Here is a 24,005-nt window from a genome sequence, read left to right as displayed (position 1 = left end):
CAGCTCAAGTTACTCGCAGGTAAACCGCAAGGAGGCTCGGTGGCCCCCACCACCCGGCAGCCCACCGCCCCCGACCCCGCCGCACCCGCCCCCGCACGCGGCAAGGGACGGCCCCGCAGCGCCGCCGCCGACCTCGCGATCCTGGACGCCACCCGCGCCGCACTGGCCGAACTCGGCTGGGGCGGACTGACCATGGGCCACGTCGCGATCCGGGCCGGGGTCGCCAAGACCACCCTCTACCGCCGCTGGCCGTCCAAGAACGAACTCGTGGTCGACGCGGTGGCCAGCCTGTTCGACGACCTGGAGGTCGCCGACCTGGGCAGCCTGCGGGCCGACATCGAGGCCGTGGTGTTCCGCTTCGCCGAGCTGCTGGCCCGCCCGGAGACCCAGGCCGCCCTGCTCGCGCTGTTCGCCGAGGGCACCCGGGACCCGCTGCTCCGGCAGCGGATCAGGGAGCGGATCGTCGACCCGCAGAAGCACCTGGTGCAGCAGGGGCGGGCGAACGCTCAGCGCCGAGGCGAACTCGGTCCGGACCGGGACGAGGTGACGGCCGGTGAGGAGATCTCGATCATCTTCGACACCATCGCCGGCACCGTCGAGCACCGGATGCTGGTGAGCGGCGAACCCTGCACCCCGGAGTGGATCCACCGCTTCACCACCCTCCTCCTCAGCCCCCTCCCGGGCCTCTCGGCCGCCCTCGGCGAGTCCTGACACCTACCCAGGGGCTTGAGGCTGCGCTGTAGGCAGGCGCTCAGGTTGCACTGTCCAGGGGCTCGGGGCTCTGCTGACGTGCGGCTCCGCCGCGTGGGCGAGGAGATCTGGCGCCGGGGTCACTGCGAAAGTGCCTGACCACCTACGCGACGATCACCTTTTCCGAGGCCGGCGTCGCCCACGCGGCGGAGCCGCACATCAGCAGGGCCCCCAGCCCCTGACTCCGTAGCGGGCTGAACACCTGCCAAAAAGGTCGGCGTCGCCCACGCGGCGGAGCCGCACATCAGCAGAGCCCCGAGCCCCCGGCGGGTGCCCTCAGACCTGGTAGCGGTCCGGGGCGAAGGCGTCCAGGTTCGCGGCGACCCAGTCCGAGGTGTGGTGCAGGCCCTCGGCCAAGGCCATCCGGGGTTGCCAGCCGGTCAGTTCGCGGGCCCTGGTGTTGTCGGAGAGCAACCGCTCCACCTCGCTGCCGCCGGGCCGCAGCCGGGACGGGTCGACCACCACCTCGGCATCCCGGCCGGAGGCGGCGATCAGCCGACCGGCCAGGTCTCCGATGGCGATCTCGGTGCCGGTGCCCAGGTTGAGCACCTGGCCGACCGCCCGGTCGGCCACCGCGGCGGCCAGGAAGCCCTCGGCGGTGTCGGTGACGTAGGTGAAGTCCCGGGTCGGGGTGAGCGAGCCGAGCTTGATCTGCCGGGCGCCGGAGTGCAGTTGGGCCAGGATCGCGGGGATCACCGCGCGCGCCGACTGCCGGGGGCCGTAGGTGTTGAACGGGCGGACCACCGAGACCGGCAGCTCGAAGGCGTGCCAGTAGGAGAGCGCTGCCATGTCGGCGCCGATCTTCGAGGCCGAGTACGGCGACTGCGGCTGCAGCGGGTGCTGCTCGGTGATCGGTGCGGTGATCGCGGTGCCGTAGACCTCGCTGGTGGAGGTGTGCACCAGCCGGGCGCCGTGCCGCAGGCAGGCCGCCGCGACGTTCTGGGTGCCGACCACGTTGGTCTGCACGTACGCCTCGGGCGACTGGTAGCTGTACGGGATGCCGATCAGCGCGGCCAGGTGGAAGACCGTGTCGCTGCCGGCCACCGCGTCCTGCACCCAGCCCGCGTCCCGGACGTCGCCCGCGAGCATCTCGACCTGGCCGCTCCGCAGGTACGGCGCCAGGTAGCCGCGCTCGGCGTACGGCTTGTAGTGCACCAGGGCGCGCACCTCGGCACCGCGCCCCACCAGCAGGTCCACCAGGGTCGAGCCGATGAAGCCCTCCCCGCCGGTGACCAGCACGCGCTTTCCGGTCCAGTCGTTCATGCCGCACTCCTCGTCTCGTTCCGGTGCCCGCGGACGGTCCGCAGCACCTTGGCCGCCAGCAGGTCCGCCGCCTCGGCGTGCGTCCCCGGGTCGGCGGCCCCGGCCATCACGGCCAGCCGCACCGGGTCCGCCAACAGCGGTTCGACCAGCGCGGCCAACCGGTCGGCGGTGCACTCGGCGTCCGGCAGCAGCAGCCCTGCCCCGGCGTCGGTGAGCACCCGGGCGTTGTGGGTCTGGTGGTCGTGCGGCGCGTACGGGTACGGCACCAGCACGGCCGGTACGCCGACGCTGGCCAGCTCCGCCACGGTGGCCGAGCCGGCCCGGCAGACCACCAGGTCGGCGGCGGCGTAGGCGAGATCCATCCGGTCCAGGTAGGGGACGGCCACGGCCACCGGGTTGGCGCCGAGCCGTTCGCGCACCGCGCCGAGCGCGGCCGGACCGGTCTTGACGAGCAGTCGGACGTCCGACCTGGCCCGCCAGCGCTCGGCCAGCCCGAGGGCCGCCTCGGTGAGCCTGGCCGCGCCGAGGCTGCCGCCGTTGAAGAGCAGCAGCCGCGCACCCGGTGGCACCCCGAGCCGGGCCCGGGCCTCGGCCCGGAGCGCCGGCCGGTCCAACCCGGCCACCGCGCCGACCAGGGGCATGCCGACCGTCTCGGCGTCCGCCCCCGACGGCAGGTGGTCCCTGGTCCGGTCGAAGGCCAGCGCCAGGTGCGGGGTGAGCCGGGCGGCGAACCGGTTGGCCCGGCCCGGCACGGCGTTGGACTCGTGCACCACGCTGGGCAGCCCGGCCAGCCGCGCGCCGACGATCACCGGGGCGCTCGGGTAGCCGCCCATCCCGACCGCGACCTGGGCCCGCTGCGTCCGCAGGATCTCCCGGCACTGCACGCCGGACTTCAGCAGCGCGGCGGGGAGCAGGTAGCGGCGCAGACCGAGCGAGGCGTCGAACGGGATCATGTCCACGGTGTGCAGCCGGTACCCGGCGGCCGGGATCAGCTCGGTCTCCAGGCCGCGTTCGGTGCCGACGAAGGAGATCTCCGCCCCCGGATCGGCCCGCCGCAACGCCTCGGCCAGCGCGAGTCCCGGGTAGATGTGACCACCCGTGCCGCCCGCGCCTATCACCACCGACAAGCTCTGTTCTGTCATGACACCGGATCCTGACGAGCCGGGGTAAGAGAGTTCTAATAGCCCTGTTTGCGATGCTTGTCCGCATGAGCAGCCCGCAGAAGGTCCTGGTGGTGGACGACGATCCGGAGGTCCGCGCCGCTGTCGAGGACGGGCTCGCGGTGGCCGGCTACGCGGTCCGCGGCGCACCCGACGGACTGGCCGGGCTGGCCGAACTGACGGCCTGGCAGCCGGACGCCCTGGTGCTGGACGTGATGATGCCCGTGCTCGACGGGTTGGCGGTCTGCCGCCGGTTGCGGGCCCTCGGCGACCGCACCCCGATCCTGGTGCTGACCGCCCGGGACTCGGTCAGCGACCGGGTGGACGGCCTGGACGCGGGCGCCGACGACTACCTGGTCAAGCCGTTCGCCCTGGACGAGCTGACCGCCCGGCTGCGCGCGCTGCTCCGCCGGGCCGCGCCGGCCGAGCCCGAAGGCGCCTACGCCTTCGCCGACCTGACGGTCGATCCGGTCAGCCGGACCGGCCACCGGGCGGGCCGGGCGGTGGAGTTCAGCCGGACCGAGTTCGCCCTGCTGGAGTTGCTGCTGCTGCACCCGGGGCAGGTGCTGCCACGTGAGACGATCATGGAGCAGGTCTGGGGCGCCGACTTCGGACCGGACTCCAACTCGCTCGCGGTGTACATCGGTTACCTGCGTCGCAAGCTGGAGTCGGGCGGCGGAGCGCGACTGGTGCACACCGTGCACGGCGTCGGCTACCGGCTGGACACCGTATGAGCGCACACGCCCGCTGGCGCCGCCGTCGACCGCTGCGGACCCGGCTGGCGCTGGCCACCTCGGCCGCCGTCGCCCTGGTCACCCTCGGGGTCTGCGCCGCCGCCTTCTCGATCGTCCGCTACGAGCTGGTCCACCAACTGGACCTGACGCTCACCCAGCACGCCACCCTGGTCCAGCAGCAGTACCGGGGCCAGGGCCCGCAGACCGTCTACGGAGAGTGCGGCTACCTGGCCGCCCCGGCCTGCACCCAGATCGTCCCCGCCAGGTCCGCCGACGACCCGGCCACCGCCTACCTGCTGCCGGTCACCCCGGCCACCCGGCAGGTCGCGGTCGGACAACGGACCGCCTACTGGTCCGACATCACCGTGAGCGGCCACCCGGCCCGGATGCTCACCACCCGGTTCGGCCCCGGGCAGGCCGTCCAGGTCGCGCTGCGGTCCGACACCGTGCAGCAGGGCGTCCGGCAGGCCGGTGAGCTGATGGCGGTGGTGGCGGGCGCGGGCATCCTGCTGGCCGGCGGACTCGGCTACGCGGTGGCCCGGACCGGCCTGGCCCCGGTGGCCCGGCTGACCGCGACCGCCGAGCGGATCGCCGCCACCCGGGACGCCACCGTCCGGATCGAACTGCCGCAGGGCCGGGGCGAGGACGAGGTGACCCGGCTGGCCGGGGCCTTCAACACCATGCTCGGCGAGCTGGAGCAGTCCGTCACGGCGAGGCGCCGGCTGGTCGCCGACGCCTCGCACGAACTGCGGACCCCGTTGACCGCGCTCCGCACCAACGCGGAACTCCTCGGCCGGGTCGAGCAGTTGACGCCGGAGCAACGGGCCAGGGCGACCGCGGGCCTGCAACGGCAGCTGCGCGCGGTGACCGGCATGGTGAACGACCTGATCGAACTGGCCCGGGACGAGGAGCCCCGGGCCCTGGTCGAGACCGTCCGGCTCGGGCCGCTGGTGGCCCACTGCGTGGACACCGCACGCGGGCACTGGCCCGGCATCCGGTTCGAACTCACCGCCACCGAGGTCGTCCTGGCCGGTGTCCCGGCCCGGCTGGCCCGGCTGGTGGGCAACCTGCTCGACAACGCGGCCAAGTTCAGCCCCCCCGGGCGGAACCGTCGAAATCGCCGTCACCACCCACGAGTTGACCGTCCGCGACCACGGCCCGGGCATCGCCCCGGAAGACCTGCCGCACGTCTTCGACCGCTTCTACCGCGCCTCCGCCGCCCGCGCCCTCCCGGGCTCCGGCCTCGGCCTCGCCATGGCCCACCAGATCGCCCGCGCCCACGGGACCACCCTCACGGCGGAAGCCGCCCCGGGCGGCGGCGCCCTGTTCCGGCTCACCTTCGGACGGTAGCGGCCCGCGGCTGCGACCTTTGGCAGGTGCTCAACCGTCGACCACCCAGGGGCTCGGGGCTGTGCTGATGTGCGGCTCCGCCGCGTGGGCGAGGAGATCCGGCGTTCGGATCACTGCGAAAGTGCCTGACCACCTACGCAACGATCACCCTTTCCGAGGCCGGCGTCGCCCACGCGGCGGAGCCGCACAACAGCAGAGCCCCGAGCCTCTGAGGGTGCACCATCTGCCAAAAGGTCGGCGTCGCCCACGCGGCGGAGCCGCACATCAGCAGAGCCCCGAGCCCCTGGACAGTGCGGGTGGATGCCTAGAACATCGCGGTCTCGCGGTAGATGCCCCACTCGTCGCGGAGGGCGTTGCAGATCTCCCCGAGGGTGGCCTCCGCGCGGATGGCGGTGAGCATCGGGGGGATCATGTTCGCCCCGGAGCGGGCCGCCGCGAGCAGCTCCGCGAGAGCGGCCTGCACCGCCGCGTCGTCCCGGGCGGCCTTCCGGGCGGCCAGCGTCCGGACCTGCTCGCGCTCGACCTCGTGGCTGACCCGGAGGATCTCCAGCTCGGGAGTGACGCTGCGCGGGTGGCAGTTGACGCCGACCACGCGCTTCTCGCCCTTCTCCACACCCTGTTGATAGACGAAGGCGGCCTCCGCGATCTCCCCGGTGAACCAGCCCTCCTCGATCCCGCGCAGGATGCCGGAGGTCATCGGCCCGATCGGGTGGTCCGCCGTCGCCTTGTCCAGGATGCGCTGGAAGATCGCCTCGGCCTGCTGCTCGATCCGGTCGGTGAGCGCCTCGACGTACCAGGAACCGCCCAGCGGGTCGGCCACGTTGGCGACGCCGGTCTCCTCCATCAGCACCTGCTGGGTGCGCAGCGCGATCTCCGCCGCCTGCTCGGAGGGCAGCGCGAGGGTCTCGTCCAGTGCGTTGGTGTGCAGCGACTGGGTGCCGCCGAGCACCGCCGACAGCGCCTCGACGGCCGTCCGCACCACGTTGTTGTACGGCTGCTGGGCCGTCAGCGAGACGCCCGCCGTCTGGGTGTGGAACCGCAGCCACTGCGCCTTGTCGGTCTTCGCGCCGTACCGCTCGCGCATCCAGCGGGCCCAGATCCGGCGCGCGGCGCGGAACTTGGCGATCTCCTCGAAGAAGTCCAGGTGCGCGTCGAAGAAGAAGGACAGCCCGGGGGCGAAGACGTCGACGTCCAGACCGCGCGAGAGACCGAGCTCGACGTACCCGAAGCCGTCCGCCAGGGTGTAGGCGAGCTCCTGTGCGGCCGTGGCCCCGGCCTCCCTGATGTGGTAGCCGGAGACCGAGAGCGGCTTGTAGTCGGGGATGCCCGTGGCGCAGTACTCCATCAGGTCGCCGATCAGGCGCAGGTGCGGCTCGGGGGCGAACAGCCACTCCTTCTGCGCGATGTACTCCTTGAAGATGTCGGTCTGCAGCGTGCCGTTGAGCACCGCCGGGTCGACGCCCTGGCGCTCGGCGGCCACCAGGTACATGCAGAAGACCGGCACGGCCGGGCCGCTGATCGTCATCGAGGTGGTCACCTCGCCGAGCGGGATGCCGTGGAACAGCACCTCCATGTCGGCGGCGGAGTCGATCGCCACCCCGCAGTGGCCGACCTCGCCGAGCGACTTGGCGTCGTCGGAGTCGTAGCCCATCAGGGTCGGCATGTCGAAGGCGACCGAGAGGCCGCCGCCGCCGGAGTCCAGGATCATCCGGTAGCGCTCGTTGGTCTGCTCGGCGTTGCCGAAGCCGGCGAACTGGCGGATCGTCCACGTCCGCCCCCGGTAGCCGGTGGCGTGCAGACCGCGGGTGTAGGGGTACTCCCCCGGCCAGCCGATCCGCTCGAAGCCCTCGTACGGCTGCCCGGCGGGCGGGCCGTAGACCGGCTCCACCTGGTCGCCGCTCAGGGTGGTGAAGTCGGCCTCGCGCTTGCGAGCCTTGTCGTACCGCTGCTGCCAGCGGGCCCGACCTGCGTCGATCTCCTCGGCGTCCATCAGACTCCGACTCCACTCCGTTGCGGCCGCTGCCTTGTGGGTGCGGGACCAGTTACTTGGATGTCCTATCAATTTACTCGGACGTCCTAGTATCTGTCGATGGCCGCCGAACGACGGAGAGGCGCCCCTCCCGTGTCGGGGAGAGGCGCCTCTCGTGGCGTGACGGCGGGTCAGGCCCGGACCGGCTCCGCGTCGACGATCAGCGGGGCCACCTCGCGGGAGACCCGGCGCTCGACGAAGAACGCGGCGGTCGGCACGGTGCCGGCCAGCAGCACCCAGGCCAGCTTGCGCATCGGCCACTTCGCCTTGGTGCCGAGGTCGAAGGCGAACACCAGGTAGAGCACGTACAGCCAGCCGTGCGCGATGCCGACCGCGGTGGTGAACGCGGGCGCTCCCGACAGGTCCAGCGCGTACTTGCCGATCATGCCCAGGACCAGCAGGACCAGCAGGACACCCGTCACATACGCCAGGACCCGGTAGCGGGTCAGCACACTCTGCTTCATGGCATCGAGGGTAACCGCCCTTACCGGGCGTCCCGCGCACGGGTCGCCGACGCGGTCGCCCCGGCGGTCACTGCCGGAAGTCGCCCGCCGCCACCCGGAGCGGCCGCAGCACGTCGAAGATCTGCCGGCACTGCTCCTCGTCGTACCCCTCCAGGCCGAAGTCCATCGCCATCAGGTCCCGGGTGGCCTGCTCGACCACCTCCCGGCCCCGGTCGGTGATGGCCGCCAGCACGCCGCGGCCGTCCAGCGGGTTGGGGCGGCGGGCCACCAGGCCGGCCCGCTCCAACCGGTCGACGGTGTTGGTGACGCTGGTCGGGTGCACCATCAGGCGCTCGCCGACCTTGGAGAGCGAGAGCTCGCCGGTCCGGCTGAAGGTGAGCAGCACCAGGGCCTCGTACCGGGCGAAGGTCAGCCCGTACGGCTTGACCACGGCGTCCACCCGGCCGAGCAGGATCTGATGGGCGCGCATCACCGAGGTGATGGCCGACATCGAGGGAACGCCGCCCCAGCGGCTGGTCCAGAGTTCGTCGGCGCGGGCGATCGGGTCGAATTCGAGAGCGAGGGGCTTGGCCACCCCTCCACCGTACCGGCGGCTCCTCCGGCGGGTAGCAGGTGTCCAGGACGGCGGACAAGAGGACGCCCTGGCGAGGTCCCGCCAGGGCGCGGCACGGGGACCGACGGAACGGTGAGGTTACCTTCCGGTTCGACAACTGCCTTGTAGATCAAGGGAGTTGCCGATTCTCGACCGTCGGGGCGAATCGTGGCCCGGCGGAGCCCGCCAGGACGCACCGATTCCGGGGGGAATGTCCGACTTCGTCGGACGGGGGGATCCGGCCATCCCCCGTACCGGACCCGGTGGCGGGAGCTGGCCAACTCTGGTCCGAGACCTGTCATTTCATCAGGTGGATTGTCATGCTTCTGGCCAGCCCCGTCACGACACCGGCCGCCCCACCCACATCCGGCCGATGCCGCTTGACCGCACGGAGCAGCACGTCAGCATCCGCTCCGCCCCGCAGGCGCCAACCCATGGCGCCCCGGAGTGAGGTGCGACCGCGCACACGCGGTTGATTCCCGGAAGGAACCCGTACGTGAAGCGAAAGCTGACAGTCGGAGCCGCACTCTCCGCCACGGTGATCCTCGCCAGCGCCGTCCAGATCGGCGCCGGGACCGCCCAGGCCGCACCGACCCCGGTGAGCAGCAAGGGCTCCACCTTCCAGCGCGCCGAACTCAAGGCGCTGGCCCAGTCGTACGCCCCCGTCGTGGCGACGGCGCTCGGTCTCGGCGGCGCGGAGGCGCTGGTCGCCAAGGACGCCGTGATCGACGCCTCCGGCGCCAAGCACCTGCGCTTCGAGCGCACCTACGCCGGCCTCTCCGTGCTGGGCGGCGACCTGGTCGCGCACTTCGCGCCGAACGGCAAGGTCAGCTCGATCGACCGGGCCACCGAGGCGCAGCTCGCGCTGCCCAGCCTGACCCCGGCCGTGCCGGCCGAGAAGGCCGCCAAGCAGGCCACCGGCGCCGTGCAGGCCACCGTCGGTCTGACCATCGACGAGGACGAGTCGCCGCTCAAGGCGATCACCGGCACCGGCAGCCCGGTCCTGGTGGTCTGGGCCCAGTCCGGCACCCCGCGCCTGGCGTACCAGACCGTGGTCGAGGGCGTCCGGGAGAGCGGCGCCCCCAGTGCGCAGAACCTGGTCACCGACGCCGCCACCGGCGAGGTGCTCGCCAGCCACGAGCAGTACCTCGCGACCGCCGCCACCGGCAGCGGCAAGGGCGTGCACGTGGGTTCGGTCACCCTGACCACCAACTACACCGGTTCGACCTACGAGTTGAAGGACCCGACCCGGGGCAACACCCGCACCGTCGGCCTGGCCGGCGGCACCTCGGGCAACGGCACGCTGTTCACCGACGCGGACAACGTCTGGGGCAACGGGCTGGCGACCAACGTCCAGTCGGCCGCCGTGGACGCCCAGTACGGTGCGGTGGCGACCTGGGACTACTACAAGAACAGCTTCAACCGCCTGGGCATCCGCAACGACAACGTCGGCGCGGTCAGCCGGGTGCACTACGGCAGCAACTACGTCAACGCGTTCTGGAGCGACTCCTGCTTCTGCATGACGTACGGCGACGGCGCCTCCAACACCCACCCGCTGACCGCGCTGGACGTGGCCGGGCACGAGATGACCCACGGTGTCACCGCCAACACGGCCGGCCTGGTCTACTCCGGCGAGTCCGGCGGCCTCAACGAGGCCACCTCGGACATCTTCGGCACCATGGTCGAGTGGTCCGCGGGTCTGTCGGTCGACCCGGGTGACTACCTGATCGGCGAGAAGATCAACATCAACGGGAACGGCACGCCGCTCCGCTACATGGACAAGCCCTCCAAGGACGGCGCGTCCAAGGACTCCTGGTACTCCGGGGTCGGCAACGTGGACGTGCACTACTCGTCCGGCGTGGCGAACCACTTCTTCTTCCTGCTCGCGGAGGGCAGCGGCGCCAAGGTCATCAACGGCGTCAGCTACAACAGCCCGACCTCCAACGGCTCGACCATCGTGGGCATCGGCCGCACCAAGGCCGCCGCGATCTGGTACCGCGCGCTGACCGTCTACATGACCTCCACCACCAACTACAAGGCCGCCCGCACCGCCACCCTGAAGGCGGCGTCCGACCTGTACGGCGGCACCGCCAGCACCGAGTACAAGACGGTCGCGGCCGCCTGGTCCGCGGTCAACGTCAACTGACACCCCGTACCACCGGTACGCCGCGGCCGGGCCTCCCCCTCGGGGAGGCCCGGCCGCGGCGTTGCTACCAGGTGCCCGGCCGGGCGATCAAGGGGGCGGTCTGGCGAAGTCCCGCCAGCACCTTTTCTGGTACATACCTGGACAGCAACCTGGCGAAACACGGCCGCAATCTTCGTATTGGTCTGGACAGTTACCGATTTTCGACGGTTGTTCAGGTTCCGTTCGCGTCAAAACTCCGCCCCGGTGCCGGAATTGACCCGATTCGTCGGTAATGCCACGCAGTCGATCAGGCCATCACGCAGCGTGCCGAGCTGGCGGGAGCTTGCCAATTCTCGGCCGAGACCTGTCATTTCATCAGGTGCATTGTCATGCTTCTGGCCAGCCCCGTAGGCACCGGCCGCCCCACCCGTATCCGGCCGATGCCGCTTGACCGCACGGAGCAGCACGTCAGCATCCGCTCCGCCCCGACGGCACCAACCCATGGCGCCCCGGAGTGAGATGCGACCGCGCACACGCGGTTGAACTTCGGAAGGAACCCCGCACGTGAAGCGAAAGCTGACTGTCGGCGCCGCCCTCTCGGCCACTGTGATCCTCGCCTCCGCCGTCCAGGTCGGCGTCGGTTCGGCGGCGCAGGCCGCCCCCCTTCCCGCGAGCAGCAAGGGCTCGGTGCCGCAGCGCGCCGAACTCAAGGTGCTGGCCCAGTCGTACGCCCCGTCCGTGGCCGAGGCCGCCGGCCTCGGCGCCTCCGAGGCGCTGGTCGCCAAGGACGCCGTGATCGACGCCTCCGGCGCCAAGCACCTGCGCTTCGAGCGCACCTACGCCGGCCTGCCGGTGGTCGGTGGCGACCTGGTCGCGCACCTGGCGCCGAACGGCAAGGTCAAGTCCGTGGACAAGGCCGCCGAGGCGCAGCTCGCGCTGCCCAGCCTGACCCCGGCCGTGCCCGCCGAGAAGGCCGCCAAGCAGGCCACCGGCGCCGTGCAGGCCACCGTCGGCGTGACCATCGACGAGGACGAGAGCCCGATCAAGGAGGTCACCGGCTCCTCCGCGCCGAAGCTGGTGATCTGGGCCACCACCGGCACCCCCCGCCTGGCCTACGAGACCGTGGTCGAGGGCGTCCGCGAGAGCGGCATACCCAGCGCCCAGAAGCTCGTCACCGACGCCGCCACCGGCGAGGTGCTCTCCACCCACGAGCAGTACCTCGCGGCGGCCGCCACCGGCAGCGGCAAGGGCGTGTTCGTCGGCTCGGTCCCGCTGACCACCAACTCCTCGGGCAGCACGTACCAGCTGAAGGACCCCAGCCGGGGCAACATGTACACCACCACGCTGGCCAACAAGACGTCCGGCAACGGCACCCTGCTGACCGACACCGACAACGTCTGGGGCACCGGCCTGGTCTCCAGCACCCAGTCCGCCGCCGTGGACGCCCAGTTCGGCGGCGCGGCCACCTGGGACTACTACAAGAACTCGTTCGGCCGCCTCGGCATCCGCAACGACGGTGTCGGCGCCTACAGCCGCGTCCACTACGGCCGGAACTACGTCAACGCGTTCTGGTCCGACTCCTGCTTCTGCATGACGTACGGCGACGGCGCCTCCAACACCCACCCGCTGACCGAGCTGGACGTGGCGGGCCACGAGATGACGCACGGCGTCACCTCCAACACCGCCGGCCTGAACTACTCGGGCGAGTCCGGCGGCCTCAACGAGGCCACCTCGGACATCTTCGGCACCATGGTCGAGTTCTCCGCGAACCTCGCGGCCGACAAGGGCGACTACCTGATCGGCGAGCTGATCAACATCAACGGGGACGGCACGCCGCTCCGTTACATGGACAAGCCCTCCAAGGACGGCGGCTCGAAGGACTCCTGGTCCTCCACCCTCGGCTCGCTCGACGTGCACTACTCCTCGGGCCCGGCCAACCACTTCTTCTACCTGCTCTCGGAGGGCAGCGGCGCCAAGACCGTCAACGGCGTCAGCTACAACAGCCCGACCTCCAACGGCTCGACCCTGACCGGCATCGGCCGGGACAAGGCCGCGGCCATCTGGTACCGCGCGCTGACCGTGTACTGGACCTCGACCACCAACTACGCGGGCGCCCGCACCGGCACCCTCAAGGCGGCGGCGGACCTCTACGGCGGCACCACCAGCGCCGAGTACAAGGCGGTCGCGGCCGCCTGGTCCGGGGTCAACGTCAACTGACACCCCGCCACCTGACACGCGAAAGCCCGGGCCCCTCGGAGGGGAGGCCCGGGCTTTCGTGTCGGGTGCGTCAGGCGGTGGCGGGCTGCCCGGCGGCCGGGTACTCGCCCCGCTCCTCCTTGGCCAGCATCCGCTCGGCCACGAAGCCGCCGAACGGCAGCACCGAGAGCACGAACAGGACCGCGCCGCGCTTGGCGTCCCAGCGCTGCTTCTGCCAGGCCAGCGCGAGGAAGACCACGTAGAGCACGAAGAGGACGCCGTGCACCATGCCCATCACCGGCACGGCGTTGAAGTCGGTGGTGCGCTTGAGCACCGAGCAGACCAGCAGCAGCAGGAAGGACAGACCCTCGGGGGCGGACACGAGGCGCAGACGGTGGACGGCGCTGCTCTTCACGGCGGGTACCTCACTACGGGATCGGCGGGCTTGTGCTGCACGGGCTTGTGAACGGACGCACAAGCCGACCGTTCATTATGACCGGTCCTTTACCGAGCACCGGCGGCCGGGGGTGTGTACCGGATGTGTACCAGTGGCCCGCACCCCCTCCCGGTCGCCCGGCGACGGCCGCTATGGTCACCGCGTGGCACAGTTTCGACTCCAGGGATCAAAGGTGCTCGCCGTCGACATGACGGGCGACGCGGTCAAGGCCCGCAACGGCTGCATGGTTGCCTACACGGGCCAGATGAACTTCAAGAAGCTGAGCGGTGGTGGCAACGGCCTGCGCGGCATGGTCACCCGTCGGCTGACGGGTGAGCAGATGGAGGTCATGGAGGTCCAGGGGCAGGGCACCTGCTTCTTCGCCGACCGGGCCACCGAGGTCAACCTCGTCCGGCTGAACGGCGAGACGCTGTTCGTCGAGGCGGAGAACCTGCTCTGCACCGAGGGCAGCCTGCACACCGGCACCAGCTTCACCGGCCTGAACGGGATGGCCTCCGGCACCGGCCTGTTCACCACCAAGGTGGACGGACACGGCTGGGCCGCGCTCACCTCCAAGGGCCCGGCGATCATCCTCCGGGTCTCCCAGGGGCAGCCGCTGCGGGTGGACCCGGGCGCGTACGTCGCGCACACCGGGAACCTCAACCGCGCGCTCAAGTCGGGCGGCGGCTGGACCACGCTGATCGGCGAGGGCGGTGGCGAGGCGATGCAGGTGGAGTTCACCGGCGAGGGCCTGGTCTACATCCAGCCGTCCGAGCGGCTCACCTTCGGGGGCGACGTCTGATGCCGTTCACCAAGATCAACAGCAAGCTGATCGAGGCCAAGGTCTTCCCCGGCCAGCGGATCTTCAGCCAGCGCGGCTCGATGATCGCCTACACCGGCGAGGTCGCCTTCACCCCCAACCTGACCGGCGGTCAGGGCGGCGTGATGGGCATGATCGGCCGCCGGGTGGCCAACGAGGACGTCCCGCTGATGACCGTCGAGGGCCAGGGCAGCGTGCTCTTCGGCCACGGCGGCCACCACGTCCAGATCATCGAGCTCACCGGCGACACCCTGAACGTCGAGGCCGACCGGCTGCTCGCCTTCGACGGCACGCTCCGGCAGACCACCGTCTTCCTCGGCTCGCAGGGCGGCGTGATGGGCATGGTGCGCGGCCAGGTCAGCGGCCAGGGCCTGTTCACCACCCAGCTGGCCGGCCAGGGTTCGGTGGCGGTGATGGCGCACGGCGGCTTCGTCGAGCTGCCGATCACCCCGAACCAGCCGGTGCACGTCGACCCGCAGGCGTACGTCGCGCACCGCGGCCAGGTGCAGAACAAGCTGTCCACGTCGGTGGGTTGGCGCGACATGGTCGGACGCGGCTCCGGCGAGGCGTTCCAGCTCGAGCTGTCCGGCAACGGTGTGGTGTACGTCCAGGCGAGCGAGGAGAAGCTCTGATGTCCTACCCGCCGCAGTACCCGCCGCAGCAGCCCGGCTATCCGCAGCAGCCCGGATACGGCGCCCCCCAGCAGTACCCGGCGCAGCCGCCGCAGCCCGGCTACGGCGTCCCCGAGGGCCCGCAGGTGCACGACGCGAACAGCCTGCCCGTCAACGACAACGTCAACCCGTACGCCTTCTCGGTCGACCTGAACGGCCCGTACTACCTGCAGAAGGGGAAGATGATCGCCTACTACGGCGACGTCCGCTTCTCCGGGATCGGCCACGGCTCGATCGACCGCGCGCTCGGCCGCAACTTCAACTCCCCGCTGCACGCCACCGACTGGGTGGTGGCCGAGGGCCGGGGCAAGCTGCTGCTCGCCGACCGGGCCTTCGACCTCAACTCGTACGACCTGGAGAACGGCAACCTGACGGTCCGTTCGGGGAACCTGCTGGCCTTCGAGCCGACCCTGGCGCTCAAGCAGTCGATCATCCCGGGCTTCCTCACCCTGATCGGCACCGGCAAGTTCGTGGCCGCCTCGAACGGTCCGGTGCACTTCGTCGAGCCGCCGATCCGGGTCGACCCGCAGGCCCTGGTCGGCTGGGCCGACTGCCCCGCCCCCTGCCACCACTACGACCACGGCTACATGCACGGCGTGCTCGGCGGACTGCGCCAGCTCACCGGGCTCGGCGGCGCCTCCGGCGAGGAGCACCAGTTCGAGTTCATCGGGGCGGGCACGGTGCTGATCCAGTCCAGTGAGACCCTGATGGCCGAGCGCTCGGTCGGCGTGGTGCACCAGGAGGCCGGCGTCCCCGGCGGTGGGTACGGCGTGCCGCAGCAGCAGCCGGGGCACGGCCAGAGCCAGCTGCCGAACGTGAACATCCCCGGCGTGGGGAATCTCGGGGACCTCGGACGGCGCTTCGGCCTGTAGGTATTGCGGCTGGTCTAATTGTATAACTTTGAACAACCTCGGCTATAGTGGGTGGTATGGACTCCCCCGCCGACACCCCCGCAGCGGTCTCCTCCCCGTCGTCCTCGGCGGCGGAGGAGACCCCCTGGCTCTCCGCCAAGGAGCAGCAGTTCTGGCGTGCCCACCTGGAGGTCAGCCACCTGCTGGACTACCAGCTCGGCCGGGAGCTCCAGCCGCACGGTCTCGCCAACAACGACTACGAGATCCTGGTCGTGCTCTCCGAATCCCCCGACCGGCGGATGCGGATGACCGACCTGGCCACCGCCACCCTCCAGTCGAAGAGCCGGCTCTCGCACCAGATCACCCGGATGGAGAACGCCGGCCTGGTGCTCCGTCAGGAGTGTCCGGGCGACCGCCGCGGCCTCTTCGCCCACCTCACCGAACACGGCTGGGACATCCTCCAGAAGGTCGCCCCCGACCACGTCCGCTCGGTGCGCCACCACTTCATCGACCGCTTCACCCCCGAGCAGATCGACACCCTCTACGCCGCCCTCGCCCCGGTCGCCGAACACCTCCGAGACCTCCGCGGCCGCAGCTGACCTTTTGGCAGGTGCTTCGGAAGACTCAGGGGCTCGGGGCTCTGCTGATGTGCGGCTCCGCCGCGCGGGCGACGCCGACCCTTGCAAGGTGATCCGTGCGTAGCGGGTCAGGCACTTTCGCAGTGATACCCGCCGGCCACGAACCGTCGCCGTTCCCCGAGCCCCTGGACAGTGCAACCGAGCGCCCTGCCAAAAGCTGAGCGTCGGTTCAGCCCCGGGTCAGCCCCGCGACCAGGGTGTCCGCCGCTCCGTACGGGTCCAGCGTGCCGTCGGCGACGCGTTCGGCGAGGGCGGAGAGCTGCCGGTCGCCGTGCAGGTCACCGATCCGGGCCCGGAGGGTGGCGAGGGCGATCGCCTCGATCTCGTCCGCCGCCCGGCGGCGCCGGCGGACCGCGAGTTCACCGGTCTCGGCCAGCCAGGCGCGGTGCTTCTCCAGGGCCTCGACCACCTCGTCGATGCCCTCGCCCCGGGCGGCCACGGTCTTCACGATCGGCGGCCGCCAGTCCCCCGCACCCCGCGACTCCCCGAGCCCCAGCATGTGGTTGAGCTCGCGGGCGGTGGCGTCGGCCCCGTCCCGGTCGGCCTTGTTGACCACGAAGACGTCGCCGATCTCCAGGATGCCCGCCTTGGCCGCCTGGATGCCGTCCCCCATGCCGGGGGCGAGCAGCACCACGGTGGTGTCGGCCTGGGCGGCCACCTCCACCTCGGACTGGCCGACCCCGACGGTCTCCACCAGGATCACCTCACAGCCGGCCCCGTCCAGCACCCGCAGGGCCTGCGGCGCCGTCCAGGACAGCCCGCCCAGGTGCCCCCGGGTGGCCATCGAGCGGATGAACACCTCCGGGTCGGTGGCGTGCTCCTGCATCCGGACCCGGTCACCGAGCAGCGCCCCGCCGGAGAACGGCGAGGAGGGGTCGACCGCCAGCACGCCGACCCGCTTGCCGAGCCGCCGGTACGCGGAGACCAGCGCGGAGGTCGAGGTCGACTTGCCGACCCCGGGCGAACCGGTCAGCCCGACCGTGTACGCCTGCCCGGTGTACGGCGCCAACGCGGCCATCGCCTCCCGCAGTTGCGGGGCGGCGTTCTCCACCAGCGAGATCAGCCGTGCCACGGCGCGCGGCCGCCCCTCCCGGGCCTGCTCGACCAGCGTGGGGACGTCGATCATGCGCGTGCTCCTCGGTCACTAGGCAAACGAAGGAAGGGCCGCCGGACGCGGACGTCCGGCGGCCCCGACAGTACGTCAGCCGGTCAGGCCTTGGGCACCCGGACGATCAGTGCGTCGCCCTGGCCGCCACCGCCGCAGAGCGCGGCCGCGCCGACCCCGCCGCCGCGGCGCTGGAGCTCCAGCGCCAGGTGCAGCACCACGCGGGCGCCGGACATCCCGATCGGGTGGCCGAGCGCGATCGCGCCGCCGTTCACGTTGACCTTGTCCTCGGTGACGCCGAGGTCCTTCATCGACTGGTGCGAGACGGCCGCGAAGGCCTCGTTGATCTCGATCAGGTCGAGGTCCTCGACGCCGATGCCCTCCTTGGAGAGCGCGTGCTTGATGGCGTTGGACGGCTGCGATTGAAGCGAGTTGTCCGGGCCCGCCACGTTGCCGTGCGCGCCGATCTCGGCGATCCAGCTCAGGCCCAGCTCCTCGGCCTTGGCCTTGCTCATCACGATCACCGCGGCGGCGCCGTCGGAGATCTGCGAGGCGGTGCCGGCCGTGATGGTGCCGTCCTTGGTGAAGGCCGGGCGCAGCCTGGCCAGCGTCTCCACGGTGGTCTCGCCGCGGATGCCCTCGTCCTGGCTGAAGACGACCGGGTCGCCCTTCCGCTGCGGGATCTCGACCGGCACGATCTCGGCGTCGAAGACGCCGTTCTTCTGCGCGGCGGCGGCCCGCTGGTGGGAGAGCGCGGCCAGGTGGTCCTGGATCTCGCGGCCGATGCCCAGGCGGGTGTTGTGCTTCTCGGTCGACTCGCCCATCGGGATGGACTCGTAGGCGTCGGTCAGACCGTCGTGGGCCATCGAGTCGAGCAGTTCGATGGCGCCGTACTTGTAACCCTCACGGGACTTCGGCAGCAGGTGCGGGGCGTTGGTCATCGACTCCTGGCCGCCCGCGACCACGATGTCGAACTCGCCCGCGCGGATCAGCTGGTCGGCCAGCGCGATCGCGTCCAGGCCGGAGAGGCAGACCTTGTTGATGGTCAGCGCCGGCACGTTCAGCGGGATGCCGGCCTTGACCGCGGCCTGGCGGGCGGGGATCTGGCCGGCCCCGGCCTGGAGCACCTGGCCCATGATCACGTACTGGACCTGATCGGGGGTCAGACCGGCCCGCTCGACCGCGGCCTTGATCGCGAAGCCGCCGAGTTCGGCGCCGGAGAAGCCCTTGAGCGAGCCGAGCAGCCGGCCCATCGGGGTTCGGGCACCAGCGACGATCACTGAAGTAGTCATGAGACGAGCCCCTTCGCGCGTCAAGGCCATGAGGGTGTGGGGATGCGGCCTCAATGTACTGACCCGTAACCCGTGCGTCACCGCAGCCGAGGTGTGATCAGCGGCACGTGTCACTGCCTGGTCAACAGCGTGTCAGCACAGCTTGGGTGAATTGTGAGCAGGCTCGCACGCGACGTGCTGGCGCTGCCTCAACTCCGTGCGCTGCACTGGTACCCGCCCTTCAAACCCCTCACTCCTCCCGGAGGCCAGCCGTGCTGACCCGCATCGACCACATCGGGATCGCCTGCTTCGACCTGGACAAGACCGTCGAGTTCTACCGCGCCACCTACGGCTTCGAGGTCTTCCACAGCGAGGTGAACGAGGAGCAGGGCGTCCGGGAGGCGATGCTGAAGATCAACGACACCGGCGACGGCGGCGCCTCGTACCTCCAACTGCTGGAGCCGACCCGGGAGGACTCCACGGTCGCCAAGTGGCTGGCGAAGAACGGCGAGGGCGTGCACCACATCGCGTTCGGCACCGCGGACGTGGACGGCGACGCCGCCGACATCAAGGCCAAGGGCGTCCGGGTGCTGTACGAGGAGCCCCGGATCGGCTCGATGGGGTCCCGGATCACCTTCCTGCACCCGAAGGACTGCGGCGGCGTGCTGACCGAACTGGTCACCTCGGCGACCACCGGCCACTGACGCCGCCGGGCGGGGCCGCCGTCCTGCGGCCCCGCCCGCGACCCGTCGGTAACCTTGGAAAACCCCCACTCGCCCATTCCCCTGCGGGCCGCGCACACTACAATGCCGAAGTGCGCAAAGCTCCGGGGAGGACCGGTCCGGCGGGCACGGCCGATGGTGGGAGCAGCCGGAGCTTCGATGGCTGGTCCCGTCTCAAGGGGAGTCCACCAACCGGGCGCGGCGACGAGGCCGCCGTTCGGATCTGTCACCATTCTCCACAGGCAAGAGTTCGCTCAGGAGTCCACCCGGACGGCGGAGCGCGACATCGTCGCGCGCCGGTGCCCGACGGCTCCGACCGTGGCACCCGCCACGGCTGCAAGGACCAGCTGATCCGGCCCCACGGTGGGGTTACCGGCCGGCCGGGTCGAGGACGCGACCAGGAGATGGATGGGACCGCGGAGTGCGGGGCAACGACCGCTACGAGGCTGACGATCACCTCTCCCAGTTCGAGGCCGAGATGGATCGGACTCGCAAGGAGCGGGACAAGACCGTCCAGCATGCCGAGGACCTCGCCTACCAGGTGGAGGTGCTCCGGGCCAAGCTGCACGAATCCCGTCGGCAGCTCGCCCAGCCGCGTGCCTTCGACTCCGTCTCCGGACAGGCCGAGCAGCTTCTCCACAACGCCGAGATGCAGGCCCAGCAGCTGCGCGCGGACGCCGAGCGGCAGCTCCGGGAGTCCCAGGCGGCCACCCAGCGGCTGATGGCCGAGGCCGCCGAGCGCACCGCGCGCCTGGAGGCCGAGCTGGCCGCCCGCCGGCGCCAGCTGGACGAGGAGCTCACCGAGCTGCGTCGCAGCGCCGAGCGGCACGTCAACGAGAACGTCTCCTGGGCCGAGCAGACCAGGGTCGGCACCGAGCAGGAGTCCCAGCGGGTCCTCCAGGAGGCCCAGGCCGAGGCCGAGCGGATGATCGCCGCCGCCCGGGCCGAGGCCGCCGCGCTGGCCGACCACGCCCGCGCGCAGACCGCCGCCGACGTGGACGCCGCCCGGGGCGAGGCGCAGGCCGCCGTGGAAGCCGCGCTGGTCCGCGCCCAGAACGACGCCGAGCGCCTGCTCAGGGCCGCCTCCGAGCAGGCCCAGCAGGCCAACGCGCAGGCCGAGGCGGTCACCGGTGAGGCCCAGCAGCAGCTGGCCGGGGCGCAGGCCGCCGCCGAGCAGCAGCTCGCGGTGGCCCGGGCCGAGATCACCCAACTCAAGGAGCAGGCGGCCGAGGACCAGCAGCGGGCCACCGAGGCGCTGGACCAGGCCCAGGCGGAGATAGAGCGGCTGCGGACCGAGGCGCTGGCCGAGGCCGAGCGCGCCCGGCAGGAGGCCGCCGAGCTGCGGGCCCGCGCCGAGGCCGCCGCCGAGCAGTTGCAGATCGAGGCGGAGGCCGCGGTGCAGCGGCTGGTCGCCGACGGCGAGGCCGCCAGCGACCAGCGCTCGCAGACCGCCAAGGCCGAGATCGCCCGGATGGTGGCCACCGCCACCAAGGAGACCGACCGGATCAAGGGCGAGGCGGCCAACGCCAAGGCCGAGGCGGAGGCCGCCCGGGCCGCCGCCGCCGAGGAGAGCGAACGGCTGCGGGGCGCGGCCGAGAGCGTCACCGCCCAGCTCCGGGCGGAGGCCGAGGCGGCCGTCGTCGAGCTGCGCGCCGAGGCCGAGCGGGAGGCCGCCGCACTGCGGGCCGAGGCGCAGGCCGCCGCCGAACAGCTGGCCGCCGAGGCCCGCGAGGCCGGCCGGGCCGAGGGGGCCAAGGACGCCACCGTGCACCTGGCCAAGGCGGCCAAGCAGGCCGACGAGGCGGTGGCCAGGGCCAGGGCCGAGGCCGAGGCCACCGTGACGGCGGCCGGCACCGAGGCGGACCGGCTGCTGGCCGAGGCCACCGCCGAGGCCGAGCAGCTCCGCGAGCAGGCCAGGGCCGCGATGGAGCAGGCCCAGAACGCCGCCCTGGAGGACGCCGCCGCACTCCGCGAGCAGATCCGCCAGGCCCACGACGAGGCTGCCCAACTACGGGCCGAGGCCGAGGAGTTGCGCACCCAGGCGGTCGCCGAGGCGGACCGGGTGGAGAACGAGGCCCGGCGGCAGGCGGTGCTCCGGATCGAGGAGTCCGCGAAGACCGCCGAGGAGCTGCTGACCAAGGCCAAGGCCGACGCGGACGAGCTGCGCGCGGGCGCGGCCGCCGAGGTGGACCGGCTGCGCGAGCAGACCGAGGCGCAGGCGGTGGAGACCCAGGGCCGGGCCGAGCAGACCCTGGCCCGGGCCCGGGCCGAGGCCGAGAAGCTGGTCGCCGGAGCCGAGCAGCAGGGTCAGGACGCGATCACCGCGGCCAAGGCCGCCGCCGCCGAGAACCGGGGTGCCGCCGAGCGGGAGACCGCCGAACTCCGCCGCGAGGCCACCGAGTTCGACCAGCGGGTGCGGGCCGAGGCCCAGGCGGCCGCCGAGCAGCTGGCCGCCGAGAGTCGGGCCGCCGCCGAGGCGGCCCGGGCCGAAGCGGCCGAGTGGGCCGACAACCACCGTTCCGGAGCCGAGAGTTGGGCCCTCCAGCAACGCGGTGAGGCGGAGGCCGAGGCCACCGCGCTGCGCGAGGAGAGCCGCCGCGAGCGGGCCGAGGCGAGTGCCGCGCTGGAGCGCGAGCAGCGCGAGGCCACCGAACTGCTGGCCGCCGCCCGGGCCGAGCGCACCGAGGCCGGCACCGCCGCGGCCGAGCTGCGCGCGACCGCCGAGCGGGAGGCCGCCGAGCTGCGCGCCGCCGCCGAGGCCGCGAGCGCCGAAGCGCGGGCCGCCGCCGAGCGGGACAGTGCCGAGCTGACCGAGCGGACGGCCGCCGAGACCGCCGGGCTCCGGGCCGCCGCCGAGGCCGAGACCACCGAGCTGCGCGCCCGGGTCACCGCCGAGACCACCGAGCTGGCCGAGCGCACGGCTGCCGAGACGGCCGAACTGCGCGCCGCCGCCGAGGCCGAGGCCGACCGGCTGCGGGCCGAGGGCGCCCGTGAGCTGGCCGAGGCACAGGAGCGCGCCGCCACCGCCGTCGCCGAGGTCGGCGAGCTGCGCGCCGAGGCCACCGCCGAGATCGCCGAGCTGCGGTCCGCGGCCGAGCGCAAGGCCACCGAGCTGGTCTCCGCCGCCGAGGACGAGGCCGCCGAGACCCGGCAGTCGGTGGCCGGTCTGTACGAGACCGCCTCCCAGCAGATCGCCGAACTGCGCGCCACCGCCGACCGGGAGAGCACCGAGACCCGCGAGCTGGCCGAGCTGGAAGCGGCCGAGCTGCGCGAGACCGCCGAGCGGGAGACCGCCGAACTGCGCGCCGCCGCCGAGGCGGAGGCCACCGCCCTGCACGAGCGGACGGCCGCCGAGCTGACCGCCGACCGGGAGGCCGCCGACGCCGAGATCGGGCGGCAGCGGGCCGAGGCGCAGGCGTACGACCGGCAGCTGCGGGCCGAGGCGGACGCCGAGCGGGCGGACGCGCTGGGCTTCGCCGAGCAGCGCCGGGCCGAGGCCGAGGCGCAGGCCAGGCAGACCACCCAGGAAGCGGACGAGCGGGCCGCGGCCGCCGTCGCCGAGGCCGAGGAGTTCGCCGCCGCGCTGCGGGCCGAGGCCGAGGAGTACGCGCTGGCCACCCGCACCCTGGCGGAGGACTACGAGACCGCCACCCGGTCCCGGGCCGACGCGTACGACCGGGAGACCAGGGAGGCCGCCGAGCAGTTCGACCGGGCCACCCGGGAGCAGGCCAAGTCGGTGCTGGAGAAGGCGTTCGCGGACGCCGAGTCGCTGGGCGAGGACGCCCAGGCCACCGCACTGGCCACCACCGCCGCCGCCGAGGAGCAGGCCGACGCGATGGTGGCGGCCGCCCGCAAGGAGGCCGAGCGGATCACCGCCGCCGGCGAGGCGGCCGGGCAGACCGAGGTGGAGCGCGCCAGGACCGACGCGGACGCCCTGCTCTCCGAGGCCCGCCGGGACGCCACCGCGGTCCGCGAGCGGGCCGAGGAGCTGCGCGAGCGCACCGACGCCGAGATCGAGGCGCTGCACGAGCGGGCCCGCAAGGAGAACGCGCAGGCCATGAAGTCGGCCGGCGAGCGGGTGGACACCCTGGTGACGGCGGCTCAGGAGCAGCTCACCGAGGCCGAGGAGCAGGCCGCCAAGGCGGTCGCCGACGCCGGGCAGAAGGCGGCGAAGCTGGTCGCCGAGGCCGAGCAGAAGGCCGCCGAGCTCACCTCGGAGGCCTCCGCCGAGGCCGGCAAGGTCCGGATCTCGGCCGTCCGCAAGGCCGAGGGGCTGCTCAAGGAGGCGGACCAGAAGCTCGCCGACTCCACGGCGCGCGCCGACCGGCTGCGCACCGAGGCGGAGGAGCGGCTGCAGGCCGCCCAGGAGGAGGCCGAGCAGCAGCTCGAGACCGCCTCCGAGCAGGCCGAGAAGCGACTGCGGCGGGCCGACGAGGGGGCGGAGCGGCAGCTCGCGCAGGCGGCCGAGGAGATCGAGCGACTGCTGTCCGAGGCACGGGCCGAGGCGCAGCGCGTGACCGACGAGGGTCGCCGGGAGTTGGACGAGCTGGTGCGTCGGCGCAAGGACATCAACACCGAGATCTCTCGGGTCCAGGACGTGCTCTCCGCGCTGGAGGCCTTTGAGGCACCGTCACCGGTCGCGCAGGGCAACGGGGGAAGCAGTGGCAAGAAGGACGGGGCGCCGAAGGCCGGTGCCGGCGTGGGCGCTCCTCGTTCGGGTGGCAATCGCTCCGGCGGCGCACCACCCGATTGAGCGGACATTGTCCGTGCAGCAACGGCGTTTCGCCTTCGACACTCCGATAACGTGTCAGGATTCCCTCAACCACCT

Annotated in this window: 19 protein-coding genes and 1 pseudogene; 11 read left to right on the top strand and 9 right to left on the bottom strand. The window is 72.2% G+C overall.

Annotation, left to right across the window (positions count from 1 at the left end; translation table 11 throughout):
* The first annotated feature begins 39 nt into the window (after positions 1–39).
* Positions 40–711 (top strand): TetR/AcrR family transcriptional regulator, encoded by a 672-nt coding sequence (locus OHV05_RS22470; protein WP_405019252.1) that lies wholly within the window; start codon positions 40–42, stop codon positions 709–711.
* A gap of 315 nt (positions 712–1,026) precedes the next feature.
* Here the strand turns inward: OHV05_RS22470 and OHV05_RS22465 are convergent, their stop codons facing one another.
* Positions 1,027–2,013, bottom strand: a complete 987-nt coding sequence (locus tag OHV05_RS22465; RefSeq protein WP_405019251.1) for a GDP-mannose 4,6-dehydratase — start codon at positions 2,011–2,013, stop codon at positions 1,027–1,029.
* Entirely contained in the window at positions 2,010–3,155 is a 1,146-nt protein-coding gene (locus OHV05_RS22460) for a UDP-N-acetylglucosamine--N-acetylmuramyl-(pentapeptide) pyrophosphoryl-undecaprenol N-acetylglucosamine transferase (protein WP_405019250.1), read from the bottom strand. Before OHV05_RS22460 ends, OHV05_RS22465 begins: the two co-directional genes overlap by 4 nt.
* Before the next feature lie 65 nt (positions 3,156–3,220).
* Here OHV05_RS22460 and OHV05_RS22455 point away from each other — a divergent pair, with 65 nt between their 5' ends.
* Positions 3,221–3,907 carry a response regulator transcription factor gene (locus OHV05_RS22455; protein ID WP_405019249.1) on the top strand — a complete coding sequence of 229 codons (687 nt, stop codon included), beginning with the start codon at positions 3,221–3,223 and terminating at the stop codon, positions 3,905–3,907.
* Positions 3,904–5,257, top strand: a pseudogene (locus tag OHV05_RS22450) (sensor histidine kinase). The gene OHV05_RS22455 and the pseudogene OHV05_RS22450 overlap by 4 nt, the downstream one beginning before the upstream one ends.
* A gap of 304 nt (positions 5,258–5,561) precedes the next feature.
* Here the strand turns inward: OHV05_RS22450 and OHV05_RS22445 are convergent.
* The 3 genes from OHV05_RS22445 to OHV05_RS22435 form a co-directional block, all read right to left on the bottom strand.
* Entirely contained in the window at positions 5,562–7,247 is a 1,686-nt protein-coding gene (locus tag OHV05_RS22445) for a methylmalonyl-CoA mutase (protein WP_403035083.1), read from the bottom strand.
* A gap of 170 nt (positions 7,248–7,417) precedes the next feature.
* Positions 7,418–7,750 (bottom strand): DUF3817 domain-containing protein, encoded by a 333-nt coding sequence (locus OHV05_RS22440; RefSeq protein ID WP_403035080.1) that lies wholly within the window; start codon positions 7,748–7,750, stop codon positions 7,418–7,420.
* 67 nt (positions 7,751–7,817) lie between these two features.
* Positions 7,818–8,324: a MarR family winged helix-turn-helix transcriptional regulator gene (locus OHV05_RS22435; RefSeq protein ID WP_403035078.1), complete on the bottom strand. Its 507-nt coding sequence runs from the start codon at positions 8,322–8,324 to the stop codon at positions 7,818–7,820.
* A gap of 514 nt (positions 8,325–8,838) precedes the next feature.
* On the opposite strand from OHV05_RS22435, the gene OHV05_RS22430 reads away from it, so the two are divergent.
* A complete protein-coding gene (locus OHV05_RS22430; RefSeq protein WP_405019248.1) occupies positions 8,839–10,488 on the top strand; it encodes a M4 family metallopeptidase in 1,650 nt (549 codons plus the stop codon).
* Positions 10,489–10,715: 227 nt separating this feature from the next.
* Here the strand turns inward: OHV05_RS22430 and OHV05_RS22425 are convergent, their stop codons facing one another.
* Entirely contained in the window at positions 10,716–10,934 is a 219-nt protein-coding gene (locus OHV05_RS22425) for a hypothetical protein (protein WP_405019247.1), read from the bottom strand.
* A gap of 97 nt (positions 10,935–11,031) precedes the next feature.
* Between OHV05_RS22425 and OHV05_RS22420 the strand changes: the two genes are divergently transcribed.
* Positions 11,032–12,684, top strand: a complete 1,653-nt coding sequence (locus OHV05_RS22420) for a M4 family metallopeptidase (RefSeq protein ID WP_405019246.1) — start codon at positions 11,032–11,034, stop codon at positions 12,682–12,684.
* A 70-nt stretch (positions 12,685–12,754) separates the two neighbouring features.
* Here the strand turns inward: OHV05_RS22420 and OHV05_RS22415 are convergent, their stop codons facing one another.
* Entirely contained in the window at positions 12,755–13,078 is a 324-nt protein-coding gene (locus OHV05_RS22415; protein WP_405019245.1) for a DUF3817 domain-containing protein, read from the bottom strand.
* A 184-nt stretch (positions 13,079–13,262) separates the two neighbouring features.
* On the opposite strand from OHV05_RS22415, the gene OHV05_RS22410 reads away from it, so the two are divergent.
* From OHV05_RS22410 to OHV05_RS22395, 4 genes are read left to right on the top strand one after another with little or no spacing between them, the layout of a single operon-like run.
* Positions 13,263–13,901 (top strand): AIM24 family protein, encoded by a 639-nt coding sequence (locus tag OHV05_RS22410; protein ID WP_405019244.1) that lies wholly within the window; start codon positions 13,263–13,265, stop codon positions 13,899–13,901.
* Complete coding sequence (locus OHV05_RS22405; RefSeq protein WP_403035070.1) at positions 13,901–14,551, top strand: AIM24 family protein; 651 nt, start codon at positions 13,901–13,903, stop codon at positions 14,549–14,551. The genes OHV05_RS22410 and OHV05_RS22405 overlap by 1 nt, the downstream gene beginning before the upstream one ends.
* Positions 14,551–15,462: an AIM24 family protein gene (locus OHV05_RS22400; protein ID WP_405019243.1), complete on the top strand. Its 912-nt coding sequence runs from the start codon at positions 14,551–14,553 to the stop codon at positions 15,460–15,462. Before OHV05_RS22405 ends, OHV05_RS22400 begins: the two co-directional genes overlap by 1 nt.
* 56 nt (positions 15,463–15,518) lie before the next feature.
* On the top strand, positions 15,519–16,040 hold the full coding sequence (locus OHV05_RS22395; RefSeq protein ID WP_405019242.1) for a MarR family winged helix-turn-helix transcriptional regulator: 522 nt from the start codon (positions 15,519–15,521) through the stop codon (positions 16,038–16,040).
* Positions 16,041–16,248: 208 nt separating this feature from the next.
* Here OHV05_RS22395 and meaB read toward each other — a convergent pair whose 3' ends face one another.
* Together meaB and OHV05_RS22385 are read right to left on the bottom strand one after the other, a co-directional pair.
* Complete coding sequence (gene meaB, locus OHV05_RS22390; RefSeq protein WP_403035064.1) at positions 16,249–17,205, bottom strand: methylmalonyl Co-A mutase-associated GTPase MeaB; 957 nt, start codon at positions 17,203–17,205, stop codon at positions 16,249–16,251.
* An 83-nt stretch (positions 17,206–17,288) separates the two neighbouring features.
* Entirely contained in the window at positions 17,289–18,476 is a 1,188-nt protein-coding gene (locus tag OHV05_RS22385; RefSeq protein WP_405019241.1) for an acetyl-CoA C-acetyltransferase, read from the bottom strand.
* A gap of 251 nt (positions 18,477–18,727) precedes the next feature.
* Between OHV05_RS22385 and mce the strand changes: the two genes are divergently transcribed.
* Complete coding sequence (gene mce, locus OHV05_RS22380; RefSeq protein WP_403035059.1) at positions 18,728–19,159, top strand: methylmalonyl-CoA epimerase; 432 nt, start codon at positions 18,728–18,730, stop codon at positions 19,157–19,159.
* 439 nt (positions 19,160–19,598) lie between these two features.
* The gene (locus OHV05_RS22375) at positions 19,599–23,930 is read left to right on the top strand and encodes a hypothetical protein (RefSeq protein ID WP_405019240.1); all 4,332 of its coding nucleotides are present in this window, start codon (positions 19,599–19,601) and stop codon (positions 23,928–23,930) included.
* Positions 23,931–24,005: the final 75 nt, after the last annotated feature.

Origin of the sequence: Kitasatospora sp. NBC_00070, from assembly GCF_045041205.1 — a bacterium.
Lineage (GTDB): Bacteria > Actinomycetota > Actinomycetes > Streptomycetales > Streptomycetaceae > Kitasatospora.
Note: the sequence above shows the minus strand (reverse complement) of the source record. Positions and strands in the feature narration are given on the sequence as shown.